At 71.1% G+C, this 13,437-nt stretch carries 13 protein-coding genes; 2 read left to right on the forward strand and 11 right to left on the reverse strand.

What is annotated here, in order from left to right; translation table 11 throughout:
• Positions 1 to 6: 6 nt before the first annotated feature.
• The 8 genes from MYMAC_RS27470 to MYMAC_RS27505 are packed head-to-tail and all read right to left on the reverse strand — an operon-like array spanning position 7 to position 8,545.
• Positions 7 to 717 carry an SH3 domain-containing protein gene (locus MYMAC_RS27470; protein WP_095960224.1) on the reverse strand — a complete coding sequence of 237 codons (711 nt, stop codon included), beginning with the start codon at positions 715 to 717 and terminating at the stop codon, positions 7 to 9.
• A complete protein-coding gene (locus tag MYMAC_RS27475; RefSeq protein ID WP_095960225.1) occupies positions 714 to 2,597 on the reverse strand; it encodes a BatD family protein in 1,884 nt (627 codons plus the stop codon). Before MYMAC_RS27475 ends, MYMAC_RS27470 begins: the two co-directional genes overlap by 4 nt.
• On the reverse strand, positions 2,581 to 3,591 hold the full coding sequence (locus MYMAC_RS27480) for a tetratricopeptide repeat protein (RefSeq protein WP_013942106.1): 1,011 nt from the start codon (positions 3,589 to 3,591) through the stop codon (positions 2,581 to 2,583). The genes MYMAC_RS27475 and MYMAC_RS27480 overlap by 17 nt, the downstream gene beginning before the upstream one ends.
• The gene (locus tag MYMAC_RS27485) at positions 3,588 to 4,649 is read right to left on the reverse strand and encodes a VWA domain-containing protein (RefSeq protein ID WP_013942107.1); all 1,062 of its coding nucleotides are present in this window, start codon (positions 4,647 to 4,649) and stop codon (positions 3,588 to 3,590) included. Before MYMAC_RS27485 ends, MYMAC_RS27480 begins: the two co-directional genes overlap by 4 nt.
• Complete coding sequence (locus MYMAC_RS27490) at positions 4,646 to 5,656, reverse strand: vWA domain-containing protein (RefSeq protein ID WP_095960226.1); 1,011 nt, start codon at positions 5,654 to 5,656, stop codon at positions 4,646 to 4,648. Before MYMAC_RS27490 ends, MYMAC_RS27485 begins: the two co-directional genes overlap by 4 nt.
• Entirely contained in the window at positions 5,631 to 6,647 is a 1,017-nt protein-coding gene (locus MYMAC_RS27495) for a hypothetical protein (RefSeq protein ID WP_095960227.1), read from the reverse strand. Before MYMAC_RS27495 ends, MYMAC_RS27490 begins: the two co-directional genes overlap by 26 nt.
• Complete coding sequence (locus tag MYMAC_RS27500) at positions 6,644 to 7,525, reverse strand: DUF58 domain-containing protein (protein WP_095960228.1); 882 nt, start codon at positions 7,523 to 7,525, stop codon at positions 6,644 to 6,646. The genes MYMAC_RS27495 and MYMAC_RS27500 overlap by 4 nt, the downstream gene beginning before the upstream one ends.
• A 30-nt stretch (positions 7,526 to 7,555) precedes the next feature.
• On the reverse strand, positions 7,556 to 8,545 hold the full coding sequence (locus MYMAC_RS27505; RefSeq protein ID WP_013942111.1) for an AAA family ATPase: 990 nt from the start codon (positions 8,543 to 8,545) through the stop codon (positions 7,556 to 7,558).
• Positions 8,546 to 8,740: 195 nt separating this feature from the next.
• Between MYMAC_RS27505 and MYMAC_RS27510 the strand changes: the two genes are divergently transcribed.
• Complete coding sequence (locus MYMAC_RS27510) at positions 8,741 to 9,631, forward strand: alpha/beta fold hydrolase (protein ID WP_095960229.1); 891 nt, start codon at positions 8,741 to 8,743, stop codon at positions 9,629 to 9,631.
• Between the two features lie 141 nt (positions 9,632 to 9,772).
• Here MYMAC_RS27510 and MYMAC_RS27515 read toward each other — a convergent pair whose 3' ends face one another.
• A complete protein-coding gene (locus MYMAC_RS27515) occupies positions 9,773 to 11,137 on the reverse strand; it encodes an IS1182 family transposase (RefSeq protein WP_095957770.1) in 1,365 nt (454 codons plus the stop codon).
• 224 nt (positions 11,138 to 11,361) lie between these two features.
• Here MYMAC_RS27515 and MYMAC_RS27520 point away from each other — a divergent pair, with 224 nt between their 5' ends.
• Positions 11,362 to 11,709: a hypothetical protein gene (locus MYMAC_RS27520; protein ID WP_204816980.1), complete on the forward strand. Its 348-nt coding sequence runs from the start codon at positions 11,362 to 11,364 to the stop codon at positions 11,707 to 11,709.
• 68 nt (positions 11,710 to 11,777) lie between these two features.
• Here MYMAC_RS27520 and trxA read toward each other — a convergent pair whose 3' ends face one another.
• Together trxA and MYMAC_RS27530 are read right to left on the reverse strand one after the other, a co-directional pair.
• Positions 11,778 to 12,164, reverse strand: a complete 387-nt coding sequence (trxA, locus tag MYMAC_RS27525) for a thioredoxin (RefSeq protein WP_013942114.1) — start codon at positions 12,162 to 12,164, stop codon at positions 11,778 to 11,780.
• A 141-nt stretch (positions 12,165 to 12,305) separates the two neighbouring features.
• Positions 12,306 to 13,262: a hypothetical protein gene (locus MYMAC_RS27530; RefSeq protein WP_095960231.1), complete on the reverse strand. Its 957-nt coding sequence runs from the start codon at positions 13,260 to 13,262 to the stop codon at positions 12,306 to 12,308.
• Positions 13,263 to 13,437 lie beyond the last annotated feature (175 nt).

Below are 13,437 nucleotides of genomic sequence, written 5' to 3' on the forward strand. Positions count from 1 at the left end.
TTTCGCTCAGATTTCAGCCACGCCGTCCCGTTCCGCCCAGCCTTCCAGGCCATTGGGCAGCCGGATGCGGACGAAGCGGCCCGTCTCCTCCAGCAGGCGCACCTTGAGGCCGGCGTGCACCTCGAAGATGGAGCGGGCGCCGGGCTGGGGCAGCTCGCGCGCCACCAGCGTGGGGGCCAGCACCACGGCCTCGTGCACCGTGGCTCCCACGTAGGCGTGCGTGGCCACCAGGAGCCCGGAGGGCACCGCCACCGCGAAGAGCAGGACCGCGAGCACGCCCACCGCCGTCCTGCGCCCCGGCCCCAGCAAGCGCCACAGCAGCACCAGGGCGAAGGCCGCCACCCACGTGCCCAGGAACGTCCACGCCACCACCTGGCCGTCCGTGGCCGCGGCCACGCGCGGCAGGAAGGCATCCTCCGCCGTGGCGCCCACCACCTTGTCCACCTGCCGCGCCCGGGCCACGGCGAGGTTGGCCTCCAGATCCGGCGCCTGGCCCCCTTCCTTCCGCGCCTGCTCCAGGGCCAGCACCGCGCGGCCCAGGTCGCCCTGCGCCAGGTGGGTGGTGCCCAGGTTGTAGAGCACGTCGGGGCCCCCCTGGCCGTTCGACAGCAGCTTCTCGTAGCCCGCCTTGGCCGCCGCGTAGTCCTCGCGCGCGTAGGCCTCGTTGGCCTTGAGGAAGATGTCCTGCGCCTCGTCCGGCGTGTAGTAGCCGCTCACGCCCAGCCCTCCATGGCCGCCGCCGCGGCATCCATCACCTTCTGACGCTCGGCCGGGTCTCCTCCGCCGCCGTAGCGGCCGAAGTCGCACGCCTCCAGCACGAAGAGCACCTTGGCGCGCCGCTCCTCGTCCGCGCCGGCCACCGTCAGCCGCTCGGCGAGCGCCTCACGCGTGAGGCCCACCACGGGCATGCCCAGCCGCGCCTCCAGGAAACCGTGCAGCGCCTTCTCCACCTCGCCGTAGAAGGCGCCCACGTCCGCGCCAGACTGAAGCTTCTCCGCGTCCGCCAGGCGCTTGCGCGCGGCCTTCGCCTGTTGCCGCCCGCGTCCGGCCTCGGTGCGCAGCGCCAGCCGCCCGCGCACGCCGCCAATCAGCGCCACGCCCAGCAGCAGCCCCAGCGGCGCCAGCACCAGCGGGACGAAGAAGCCCCGCTTCCACACCGGCATGGCGGGCGCGGCGAACCGCGCCTGGTAGCGCACCGGCCGCAGGCCGCCCGCCATCAGCACGTTCTTCTGCTCGTTGGCCGCGTCCGACGAGCCTTGCGACGACGAGGCGATGGACGACGCGCCGCCCGCGCCCGCCTCCACCGTGAGCGTCACCGGGTCGGTGCGGGCCACCTCGTACCTGCGGGCGCGCGGGTCGAAGTAGGGGAACTCCAGCGCGGGCAAGGTGAAGCGGCCCGTGCGCTGCGGCATCACCAGGTACTCCATCACCCGCCGGCCCTGCACGCGGTGGCGCCGCGGCGACACCTTGTCCGTCGTGGTGGGGTCATAAATCTTGAGCGCGGCGGGGCCCTTCAGCTCGGGGGGCGTGACGTTCTTCACGTTGCCCACGCCCTCCAGGATGACCTTCACCGTGACGGGCTGGCCCAGCTCCACCTGCGTCTGCGAGACGTCCACGGACAGCGCCCAGTTGCCCACGTGCGCGTTGGGCATGTCCTGGGGCCCACCGGGCGGCAGCGGCTTCACCTTCACCTTGAGCGCGTTGGACACCCGGTGCACGCGATGCCCGGCGAAGAGGAAGCCGGTGGTGATGTCCGCCTCCGCGGGGGTGATGGACAGCGTGCCGGACTTCACCGGGAAGATGGCGCGGCGGCGCAGCAGGTAGGCGCGGTACGGGATGCCGTCCACCACGCGCTGCTCGCCCGAAAGCTGCGTGGGGCTCTCCACCTCCTCGGTCCAGAAGCCCTCCAGCTTGGGCATGGTGACGGCGTCCACGCTGGACAGGTCCACGCGCGAATAGATGTAGAGCGACAGCGTCACCTGCTCGCCCACGTAGACAGTGTCCCGGTCCAGGCTGGCGCGCAGGAACAGGTCGGAGTCGCCCCGCGGAATCGTGGGCCGGTCCGCCTCCATCATGTCGCCGAAGGCCTCCTCCATCTGCTGCATCTGCGACTGGATGCTGGCGAAGGGGTCCGGCTGCCGGCCGCCGCCGCGGCCCGCCTGAGCGGAGGACGGCGCGCCCCCCACCCGGCCCGGCCTCACCGTCATCTCCACGGGCTGGGTGCGGTACGTCTTGCCGCGCACCGTGATTTGCGACGGCGGAATCTTGAGCCGCCCCGCGCGCGTGGCCTGCATCACCAGCACGTGCCGCGTGACGTCCTGGATGACGGCGGGGCCGCCGGACAGGGAGATGGCGCGCTGGCTGCTGTGCGAGCGGGAGAGGATGGCGAAGTCCTCCGACTCCGGCAGCTTCACCCGCGCGTTGGGGGGCGCGTCCACCACGACCACCGTGAGGCGGAAGGTGTCCTCGGTGCCCACCTCCGTGCGGTCCGCCGTCTGGTAGAAATCGAGGTCGTCCGAGGCCGCCCACGCCGGCGCGGTGGCCAGCAGGGCGAACACGGCGAACACCACGCCGAGGGCGCTACCAGTCCTTCTCATTCGGCTTCCTCTGCTTCTTCTTCTGCTGGAACCGCCAGAGCTGGAGGTTCTTCTCGTTCTGCTTCATCGCGTCCAGCAGGCGCTCCGCCTCCTGCCGATCCAGTTCCGACTCGCTGGAGCCGCCGTCCGCCTCGGACTCCTCCGAGTCTTCTTCTCCCGCGCTGCCGCCGTCACTGCCACCGTCCTGGGGCTCGCCCTCTCCGTCGTCCTGTCCACCATCCGCGCCGCCGTCCGCGCCCCCGTCGCCCTTGTCCGGCGGGCCCTGGTCACCCCCATCCGCGCCGCCGTCGGAGCCGCCGTCGCTGCCACCATCACCGTCGCCGCCGTCAGCACCGCCGTCCATGCCGCCGTCGCTGGCGCCACCGTCCGCGCCGCCGTCGGCGCCACCGTCCGCGCCGCCGTCCATGCCGCCATCCTGGGGCGTGCCGCCGTCGCCCTTCGTGCCGCCGTCCTCACCGGCGTCCGGACGTCCACCGTCACTGCCGCCGTCGTGGCCACCGTCCGTGCCGCCGTCCTGGCCCTTGTCCTGGGGCGGCGGCAGGTTGCGCAGCACCACCTCGTAGTTGTGGCGGGCCTGCACGTCCTGCGGGTCCAACGTGAGCGCGCGCCGGTAGGCCTTCAGCGCCTCCTGCCGGTCGCCCGTGGTCGCGTGCAGGTTGCCCAGGTTGTACCAGGCCTTCTGGCGCAGGTCGGCGCGGTTGGACTCCGTCACCGACTGGAACAGCGCCTTCGCATCCGCGACCCGGCCCAGCTTGGCCAGCGCGTCCGCGCGGTTGAAGTCCAACACCACGTCGTTGGGGCGCTCCTTCTTCGCGGCCTCGAAGGCCTCCAGCGCCTCCTCGAAGCGGCCCGCGGTGTACGCCTCGCGGCCCTGCTCCACCAGCGGGTGGTCCCGCTCCAGCGGCCCGGCGGCCCACACGGGCGAGGGCAGCGCCAGCGTCGCCACCAGCCCCCACGCCACCCACCGCGCCGCGCGCGTCTTCGCGGCGCTCATGGCGACGACCTCCGGCGCGACGACGGCAGCAACAACATGCCCAGCGCCAGCAGGGCCAGCCCCGGAATGGCGTACGACTGGAAGCGCTCGTCGTAGCGGACCGTCACCCGGCTCTCCAGCTCGCTCTTCTGCATCTGGTCGATGCGCTCCACCACCTGCGACATGGCCACGCCGCGAGGCTGGAAGTAGAAGGTGCCCCCGGTGGCCTCGGCGATGGCCGTCAGCCCCGCCCGGTCCAGGCGCGTAATCACCGTCTCCCCGGCGGCGTCCTTCTTGTAGTCCACGAACGCGCCGCGCCGGTCGAAGACGGGGATGGGCTCACCGGACTCCGAGCCCACGCCCACCGCCAGCACCTGCACGCCCGCGTCCTTCAACGACTCGGTGGCCTCGCCCACGTCGCCCACCAGGTCCTCGCCGTCCGTCAGCAGCACCACCACGCGCTCCTTCGAGCCGCGGTCCGCGTTGTCCAGCACCTGCTTCGCCAACCGCAGCGCCGCGCCCACGTTGGTGCCGCCCTGGGGCATCACCTCCGGGTCCACCGCGCGCAAAAACAGCTTCACCGCCGAGTAGTCCGACGTCAGCGGCGACTGGATGAACGCATCCCCCGCGAACACCACGAGGCCCACGCGGTCACCCTTCAGCTCGTCCAGCAGCGTGGTCAGCTCCAGCTTGGCGCGCTCCAGCCGGCTGGGCTGCACGTCCCGCGCGAACATGGACTTGGAGGCGTCCAGCGCCACCACCACGTCGATGCCGCGCCGCTTCGTCAGCTCGCTCCTGGTGCCACACTGCGGCTGCGCCAGCGCGAAGCCGAAGAGCGCCAGCCCTAGGCCATACAGCCCGCTCTGCGCGGCCGGACGCCACACCGACACGCCCGGCGTGAAGCGCTCCGCGTGACGCTCATGCAGGAGCGCCCGCACGCGCGAGCGGCGCCGCAGCGCCCCCACCAGCGCCAGCAGGCCCAGCGTCAGCCCCACCAGCACCAGCAGCAGGAAGAGGGGCTGCGCCAGCCCCGCCTGGTAACCGAGCACGGTGAAGCGCCAGGGTTCCACGGGCGTCACGGGAAGACCCTCAGGAAGGAGGCGCGCAGGAGCAGCTCCAGCGCGGCGAGGCCGAAGGCGGCCAGGAGGAAGGGATGGAACTCCTCGCGGTAGGTGGCGCTGGCGCCGCCCTCCATCAGCTTGGAGCGCTCCAGCGAGTCCAGCACCTTCTGGAGGCCCTCACGGAGCTGCTCGGGGTCCGTGGCGCGGTAGTACTCGCCGCCGGTGCGGTCCGCGATGTCCTGCATCAGCTCCGGGTTGATGGGAATCTCCGTGTCGCGCCACACGGTGTTGCCGAACAGGTCCGTGCCCTGCGGGAAGGGCACCTTGCCGCCCTTGCCCACCAGGATCGTGTAGATGGGCACCCGCAGCGCCTGGGCCATGTTGGCCGCGTCCATGGGCGAAATCTTCCCGGAGTTGTTGTCGCCGTCGGTGATGAGCACCACCACCCGGCTCTTCGCCTCCGAGTCGCGCAGGCGGTTGAGCGACGTGGCCAGCGCGTCACCAATGGCCGTGCCGTCCTCCAGCACGCGCGTGCGCAGCTGCTTCACCACTTCCTTCAGCACGCCGTAGTCCAGCGTCAGCGGCGCCTGCGTGTAGGCCGCGCCCGCGAACACCACCAGGCCGATGCGGTCATTCACCCGGTTGGCGATGAACTCGCTCAGCACTTCCTTGGCGACGTGCATGCGGTTCTGCGGGCGGAAGTCACCGGCCTCCATCGACGTGGACAGGTCCAGCGCCACCACGATGTCGATGCCCTCCACCGACAAGTCCCGCACGCGCGAGTCGCGCACCTGCGGCCGGGCGATGGCCAGCACCGCCGCCGTCACCGCCGCCGCGCGCAGCAGGGGGAGCAGCGGCAGCAGGTAGGTGCGCAGGCCCCGGCCCCCCCGGGCGAAGACGTGCGCCGCGGAGAAGCGCAGCGTGGCGCGGGCGCGCCGCTCCCGCCACGCCTGCCAGAGCAGCAGCGGCACGAGCAGCAGCCCCCAGAGCGCCTCGGGGTTATTGAACGCGGGGAGCGGCGGCATTGTCGGAAGCCTGGGGCGGCGGTGGCGGAACGTACGTCGTGTCGATGAGCGAGTAGCCGAAGGCCAGCGCGTCGCGGCAGGCGTCGGCGGAGGCGTCCGCGCGGGCGTACTTCACCATGTCCGACTCGGACACGAAGCGCATCAGCTTGTCCTCCGGCAGGCCCGGCGTGGACATGCGCCGCAGCGACGTCATCAGCTCGGAGCTGGTGCACTCCAGCGCCTCGAAGCCGTAGCGCTCGCCCAGATAGCCGCGGACGATTTCGGAGAGCCGGAAGTAGAAGTCCTTCACCTGGCCGCGCGCGGGCAGGTCCTCCGCCTTCAGCGCGTCCAGCGCCTGGCGGGTGCGCACGTCCAGGGGGAGCCGCGGCACCACCTCCACGTGCCTGGGCCGGTTCCTCCACCAGCGGAAGAGCGCCCACGCCAGCAGCGCCGCGGCCAGCACGCCCAGCACCGTGAGCACCAGGCGCCACGAACGGATGGGCACCTCCTCCGGCGGCTTGTAGTCGAAGAGGTCCGCGCCCTTCCCGTCCGCGTCCTCCGGCAGCGTGGACGCCACGTCCACCTCGCGGCCCGGCACGGAGAAGGCCCGGGGCCCCTGGGGTGTGGCCACGTCGAAGGACAGCGCGGGCGCCGTCACCGCGCCCAGCGCGAAGGCGGACATCCGCACCCGGAACGTGGTGGTGGCCGACTCCGGCCCGTCCTGGCGCTGGCGCGTCTGGTCCAGGAACTCGAAGTCCCCCGTCTCCTGGGGCACCTTCAGCTCGTAGCGGTGGTCCTTCGGGTGGGTGAGGACCACCTCGTAGACGAAGGGGTCACCGATGCGGACCTGCTGCGGCTCCACGCGCACGGACAGGTGCTGGGGTTCGACCTGCTCCGTCGTGGCGGCCGCCGGAGCCGGCGCGGCGGCAGGAGCCTGCGCCCACGCCGGCGCCGACACCACCGGCGCCGCCGCCACGAGCCACACCGCCAACAGGGGGATGCGCCGCCTCATGCCGCCATCCTCCGGGCCCGCGCGCGGAAGAAGTTCGCCAGCGACTTGCCGTGGTCATCCCCCGCGCGCAGCTCCACGTGGTCCAGCTCCAGCTTCTTGAACAGCTTGCGCCGCTCGTCCCGCGCGGCCTGCATGGCCCGGGCGAAGCGGCCCCGCACGCGCGGGTCGCTGGTGTCGACGACGAAGCGCTCGCCCGTCTCCGGGTCCTCCATGTCCACCAGGCCCAGCCGGGGGAAGGCCTCCTCCAACGGGTCCGCCACCACCACCGGCACCAGGTCGTGCTTGCGGCCCACCAGCCGCAGCGGCTTCTCGTAGTCGCGCGCCTGGAAGTCGGAGATGAGGAAGGTCACCGCCTTCCGCTTCGCCACCTGCGTCAGGTAGTTGAGCCCCGCGGCCAGGTCCGTGCCCTGCCCCCGCGGCTTGAACGTGAGGATGTCGCTCACCAGGCGCAGCACGTGCGTGCGGCCCTTGCGCGGCGGCACCACCTTCTCCACCCGGTCCGAGAAGAGGATGAGCCCCACCCGGTCGTTGTTGGCGATGGCGCTGAACGCAATCTGCGCCGCCACCTCCGCGGCGATCTCCGACTTGGTGCGCTCGCGCGAGCCGAACTCCTTCGACGCGGAGACGTCCACCACCAGCATCACCGTCAGCTCGCGCTCCTCGGTGAAGACCTTGACGTAGGCCTCGTCCATGCGCGCGGTGACGTTCCAGTCGATGATGCGAATCTCGTCACCGGGCTGGTACTGGCGCACCTCGGAGAAGGCCATGCCCCGGCCCTTGAAGACCGAGTGGTACTGGCCAGCGAGCATGTCGGAGACCACCTTGCGGGTGCGAATCTCCAGCTTGCGGATGCGGCGGATGAGGTCCTTGGGAAGCACGGGGCGCCTGGCGGGCTCGGGAGGTGAGGGTCAGGGGACTTCGACGCGGTCGAACACGCGCTGGATGATCTTCTCCGGCGTGAGGTCCTCGGCCTCCGCCTCGTACGTCATGGCGACGCGGTGGCGGAGCACGTCGAAGGCAATGGCCTTCACGTCTTCCGGGGTGACGAAGCCGCGGTGGCGCAGGAAGGCGTGCGCGCGCGCCGCCTGGGCCAGCGCGATGGTGGCGCGCGGCGAGGCGCCGAACTGGATGTAGTCCGCCAGGTCCTTGAGGCCGTACTTGGAGGGCTCGCGCGTGGCGAACACCACGTTGAGGATGTAGTCCTTCACCTTCTCGTCCATGTAGATGTGCTGGACGAGCTCGCGCGCGCGGACCAGGTGCTGCAGGTCGATGACCCGCTGGGCGCGCGGCGAGGAGCCGCCGGACATCCGGTCCATGATGACCTTCTCTTCATCACGCGTGGGGTAGCCCACCTTCACCTTGAGCATGAAGCGGTCCACCTGCGCCTCGGGCAGCGGGTAGGTGCCTTCCTGTTCAATGGGGTTCTGCGTGGCCAGCACCAGGAAGGGCGAGGGCAGCGGGAAGGACTGGTCGCCGATGGTGACCTGGCGCTCGGCCATGGCCTCCAGGAGCGCGGACTGCACCTTCGCGGGGGCGCGGTTGATTTCGTCCGCGAGCACGATGTTGGCGAAGATGGGGCCCTTGCGGACGGTGAAGTTCGCCGCCTGCTGGTTGTAGATCATGGTGCCCACCACGTCCGCGGGCAGCAGGTCCGGGGTGAACTGGATGCGCATGAAGGTGGCGCTGAGCGAGTCAGCGACGGTGCGCACCGTGAGCGTCTTGGCGAGGCCGGGCACGCCCTCCAGCAGCACGTGCCCGTTGCACAGCAGGCCAATGAGGATGCGCTCCAGCATGTAGCGCTGCCCGACGATGACCTTGCTGGTTTCCTGGTTGAGGACCTCGACGAAGCTGCTTTCCTGCTGCACGCGTTCGGTGAGCGCGCGAATGTCGGTGTTCATGTCGCCTCGTGTCGGACTGGCGGCGGGCAGCCTAGGGTTTACAGGGTATCCGGCTCAACACCGCAGAGGGCCGCGCATTCCAGTAAGTTGCCCGTCCGTCCGCCCCTCCTGGAGTGTCCTCCCCATGTACCACTCACAGCCACCGCGCCAACCCCTGTTCCACTCCCGGCGGACGGCGGCGTGTCCGGAGGCGGCGTGAAGGCCCCCGCGGTGGGGCCGGTGGAGGCCGCGCTGCTGGCCCAGTTGGCCCCGGCGGTGGTCGCGAAGGTTCACTGGCTGCCGGACGGCGGGGCCCTGCGGGTGCTGGAGGCGGGCGCCGGCCCCACGGTGGTGCTGCTCCACGGGCGTGGCGGCGCCGCCTCCCAGTGGTTCACCTACCTGACGGTGCTCGCCCGGGGGCACCGCGTGCTGGCCGTGGACCTGCCGGGCTTCGGCATGTCGTCCGCTCCGGACGGCCCGCTGGCCACCGCCGAGGACGCGGCGGCCTTCTTCACCGCGCCCGTGGAGTCGCTGCTGGCCCGGCTCGCCCCGGGGCCGGTGATGGTGGTGGGCCACTCGCTGGGCGGGCTGGTGGCGCTGGAGCTCGCGCTGCGTGGTCGGGTGCCCGTGGAGCGGCTGGCCCTGGTGGACGCCATGGGCCTGGGCCCGGAGATGGCGCCCAAGGCCCGGCTCTTCTTCCACGCGGGCCCGGAGCGGCTGGCACGCTCGCTGGGCCCCTGGGCCTGGGCCCGGATGATGCCGCCGCCCCGGACGCCGCTGGGTGAGCGGCTGGGCGCCTTGGCGTACGAGTTGCTCTCGCGCCCGGACAGCCGCGCCGAGGCCGCGCGGGCCTTCAACCTGCTGGCCCCGCTGGCCGGCCCCGTCTTCCACCGCGCCGGCCGGCTCGGCTCCGTGACGGCGCCGGCGCTGCTCGTCTGGGGCGAACGGGACGACACCCTGCCCGTCTCCACTGCGGAGCAGGCGGCGCGGCGGCTTCCCCTCGCCCGGCTGCTGCGCCTGGACGCGGGCCACAGCCCCCATCAGGAGCACCCGGAGCGCGTGCTGCCCGAGCTGAAGGCGTTCCTCGCCGCTTCAAGCGCGCCCTAGGAGCGTGTTGCTGTAAGGGGCAAGGGGCCGGGTGACGTGCGCCCTGCAGCATATGGGCCGCCTGCCCCTCTCCCGGCAGGGGGCGCCCGTGGAAGGAATGTTCGTTCCACGTCCGCCCTTCGCGGGCGGACGCCCCTCCTGCTACGTGGCCCCCATCGCGCCGTGCAGCTTGCGGAGGTTGTGGGTGAGACAGATGAGCGCCCACTCGCCGCGCGCCTTCTCCAGCCCGCGCAGCAGCAGTTGCCGGAAGCCTCGCCCCTGCTTGATTTGGCCGAAGGGCGGCTCGGCCGCCACCTTGCGCCGGGCGTACACCTGGCGGCCCTTTTTCGTCCTCAGCCGGCGCGCCATCCACTGCTTGAGGCTCAAGTCTCGAGGCCTCCGCCCCCGCACTGGCGGGGGCTGCACCCCATGCTTGAGTCGGCCGGTGGCGATGTACGCGTCGACGCCCATGCTCGCCGCACGCACCACGTTCTGCTCGGAGAAGTAGCCGCTGTCGGCTGTCACCGCCCCGGGCACCTCGCCGCAGTTCTCCACCACCTGCTCCAGCAGCGGCAGCAAGTGCTCGACATCCGGCGGCTGGTTGGTAAGCGCCTGCGCCACGATGATTTGGTGCGCCTCGTCCACGGCCGCCTGCGCGTTGAAGCCCTGAATGAAACCGTCCTTCGTCTTCTGGATTCGGCTCTCCGGGTCGGTGAAGTTGCGCTGGGCCTTGGGGGTGGGCTTGCCGTCCTTCTCGGTAGGCACCCGGTGCTCGGGCAGGGGCGTCGGCCCAGACGGCGGCTCGTCGTCCGAGTCCTTCTTCTTCTGGGCCTCTTGCGCCTCATGGGCGGCCCGGGCTTCCGCCTCCAGCTCCGCCTTGGCCTCGCGGATTTTCGCCAGCCGCGTCTCGGCCCGCTGCAACTCCTTCGGCAACTCGTCGCCTCGCCTCAGCTTGCCGTAGAGTCGGTCCTCCGCCGCGTCCGCCTCCTCGGCCGCCTTCAGCAGCGCGGCCACCTTCTCGGCCAACTCCTTCTCGCGCTGCTGCATGCGCTCGTAGCTCATCGCCTTGTGCTTGCTGGCATTCGCCTTCAGCTTCGTGCCGTCCAGCGCCACGTGCCCCAGCTTCACCAGCCCCGCCTTCTGGCACAGCGCCAGCACCTGCACGAAAAGTCCCGCCAGCACGTCCAGGTGCTGGCGACGGAACTCGCTCACGCAGGTGTGGTCCGGGTGCTGCCCCGCGGCGATGACTCGGAAGGCGACGTCCTCGTACGTCTTCTTCTCAATCCTGCGCGAGGAGGCCACTCCCACGCAGTAGGCGTACAGCAGCAGCCCCACCATCATCCGCGGGTGGTGCGGCGGATAGCCACGCAGCTCCCGCTCATACCGGGCCAGCAGCGGCCTGAGGTTCAGCTCCGCCACCGTGTCCAGGATGAAGTACGCCAGGTGCCCGGCCGGCAGCCAGTCTCGGGGCGAGGGCGGCAGCAACTCCGACTGCTCGGGTGCGTAGGGGCGGAAGACCTTGCTCATGCGTAGGCAAGCGCATCACGCCCTTGCCTACGCCTCAAGTAGGTTCTTGCCGTTACTCCAACACGCTCCTAGCGGACGCACGGCCGCCAGACGCGCGAAGGGCCTTCAGGCGACACGGGCCGGTCCGGCGGTCGGAGCCCGCCCTGGCGGCGCTTGTCCGCGCCTTCCCGCATGCCCACCGTCCCGCGGTGTCCTCCACGGACACCGCCGCCAGGGAGGCTGACATGAATCACAGGACGCACGAGCACCATGACCACGTCCACGCCAGGGGCTGTGGCCATCCCGCAATCCAGCACCAGGACCATGTGGACTACCTGCATGACGGGCACCTGCACCACTCGCACTCGGGCCACACCGACGAGTGCACCCTCTCCGAGGACGCGCGCAACCCGGCGCAATGTACGCCGCGGCATGCCTGTGGTGCCCATGAGGCCACGCACCACCACGGCCCGTCGTGTGGCCACCTGGCCGTGCCGCACGGAGACCACATCGACTACCTGGTGGACGGCCACCTGCATCACCCGCACGACGGCCACTGCGATGACCACGGCAAGGTGCAGGTCCTGAGCTGAACCGAGGCCGGGGCGGAAGCCCTCCCCCCGGAGGCCTCCGCCCGGCTTCTCGTCCTGGGCGTGCCGCCTCAAGCCTGAGACGGCGCGCCCTGCTGTGCCTGGCGGTCCACCAGCTGCTTGCGCACCTCGTCCATGTCGAGCGCGCGCACCTGGCGGATGAGGTCATCGAGCGCGCTGGCCGGCAGCGCTCCCGCCTGTTCGAACAACATGATGCCGTCACGGAAGACCATCAGCGTGGGGATGGAGCGGATGGCGAAGGCCCCCGCCAGCTCCACCTCCTTGTCGGTGTCCAGCTTGCCGAAGACGAGGTCCGGGTTCTTCGTGCTCGCCTGTTCGAAGACAGGCGCGAAGGTGCGGCACGGCGCGCACCACTCGGCCCACCAGTCGAGGAGGACGATTCCCTCCTTCGACACGAGTTCCTTGAAGTTGGCTTTGGTGATGTCGATGGTTGCCATGCCCTGACACTGGGCCCTCCCCCCCGGAGGCGCCAGTGTCAGGCCGTGGCCAGCCAGGCTCCCCCCAGGGCCCGGCGCCTCGCCACCTTCAGCCCACCGCGGCGGCCCCTGACGGCTGGGCCGCCGGGGCAGCGGACGGGCTCAGCCCCAGATGCTCGCCCGGCCCATGAACTGCGCCAGGTCCAGGCGGTTGGACTGCGTCTCGCGGCGGGGCGCCTTCGCGGTGAAGGACTCCAGGTCCTGGAGGCTGATGTGGACCTCCTTGCTGGACCTGGACTTGCTGGCGCCCTGGTCCACCGAGCGCATCGCGGTGGGGTGGCTGAGCAGGAACTGCGCCGCCTCGCGGAGCTCCTTCGGCGCGCCGCTGTTCGGCTCCGACAGGCGCTTGAGCTCCGACAGGCCGATGTTGTTGTCACCGGCGCCCTTGCCACTGGCGTTCATGCCCACGCCCTCGGCGAAGTTGAAGTGGTCCTTGAGCGTCTGGGCCGCCTTGTAGACGTCCATGGGCTGCTGGCGGCCGGCGCCGAAATGCGGCGGGAGCCGCGGACCGGACGAGGGGCCGCACAGGTCCAGCCGCGGCGGCAGGTTGGGCCGGTGCGGGTTGGGCGCGCCGCCCACTCCGCCGCAGCCGCCGCCGAAGCCGGAGCCGAACAGCGGCGGGGGCTTCGGGAAGCCAGGCCGCTGCGGAGCGCCGCAGTCCGGGGAGGCATTCCTGGCGTGCGCCTGGAGGTCCGCCTTGCTCAGGTGCACCTCGTTGTTGCCGCCGTGGGCCCTGCTGGCGCCCTGGTCCAGCGAGCGCAGCGCGGTGGGGTGGTCCAGCATCCACTTCGCGGCGGCGCGAACCTCGGGCGGGAAGCCGCTGTTGGGGTCCGCCACCCGCTTGAGCTCCGACGTGCCGATGTTGGCGTCGCCAGCGCCCTTGCCGCTGGCGTTCATGCCCACGCCCTCGACGGCGTCGAAGTGCTTGAGGACCGTCTGGGCAGCCTTGGACGGGTCCATCGACTGGTAGGCCGCCTGGTAGCGGTCCGTGGGGCCGCAGCCACGGGTGTTGCCGGAGAAGCCGTTGCACTGAATGGACTTCGCGATGGACAGGCTCATGGTCGTGCTCCTGATAGCGATTGCTGCGATGGTTTGGATTGGGGGCAGGTGGCTGTTTCAGCCGAGAGCCCCGCGCGCTGACTACATTCACATTCTCTGTCGGACATGCGCGGTGTTTCGCGCTGTGTTTTTATTTATTTTCCGAGCGCGCCAAGGAGAAACAGAGACAGACAAA

The organism is Corallococcus macrosporus DSM 14697, from assembly GCF_002305895.1.
Taxonomy (GTDB): Bacteria; Myxococcota; Myxococcia; order Myxococcales; family Myxococcaceae; genus Myxococcus; species Myxococcus macrosporus.

Bases quoted from the DNA above. Each gene is read 5' to 3' on its own strand.
- MYMAC_RS27475 (WP_095960225.1), bottom strand. From the start codon at position 2,597: ATGAGAAGGACTGGTAGCGCCCTCGGCGTGGTGTTCGCCGTGTTCGCC.
- MYMAC_RS27480 (WP_013942106.1), bottom strand. From the start codon at position 3,591: ATGAGCGCCGCGAAGACGCGCGCGGCGCGGTGGGTGGCGTGGGGGCTG.
- MYMAC_RS27490 (WP_095960226.1), bottom strand. From the start codon at position 5,656: ATGCCGCCGCTCCCCGCGTTCAATAACCCCGAGGCGCTCTGGGGGCTG.
- MYMAC_RS27495 (WP_095960227.1), bottom strand. From the start codon at position 6,647: ATGAGGCGGCGCATCCCCCTGTTGGCGGTGTGGCTCGTGGCGGCGGCG.
- MYMAC_RS27505 (WP_013942111.1), bottom strand. From the start codon at position 8,545: ATGAACACCGACATTCGCGCGCTCACCGAACGCGTGCAGCAGGAAAGC.
- MYMAC_RS27515 (WP_095957770.1), bottom strand. From the start codon at position 11,137: ATGAGCAAGGTCTTCCGCCCCTACGCACCCGAGCAGTCGGAGTTGCTG.
- MYMAC_RS27520 (WP_204816980.1), top strand. From the start codon at position 11,362: ATGAATCACAGGACGCACGAGCACCATGACCACGTCCACGCCAGGGGC.
- trxA (WP_013942114.1), bottom strand. From the start codon at position 12,164: ATGGCAACCATCGACATCACCAAAGCCAACTTCAAGGAACTCGTGTCG.
- MYMAC_RS27530 (WP_095960231.1), bottom strand. From the start codon at position 13,262: ATGAGCCTGTCCATCGCGAAGTCCATTCAGTGCAACGGCTTCTCCGGC.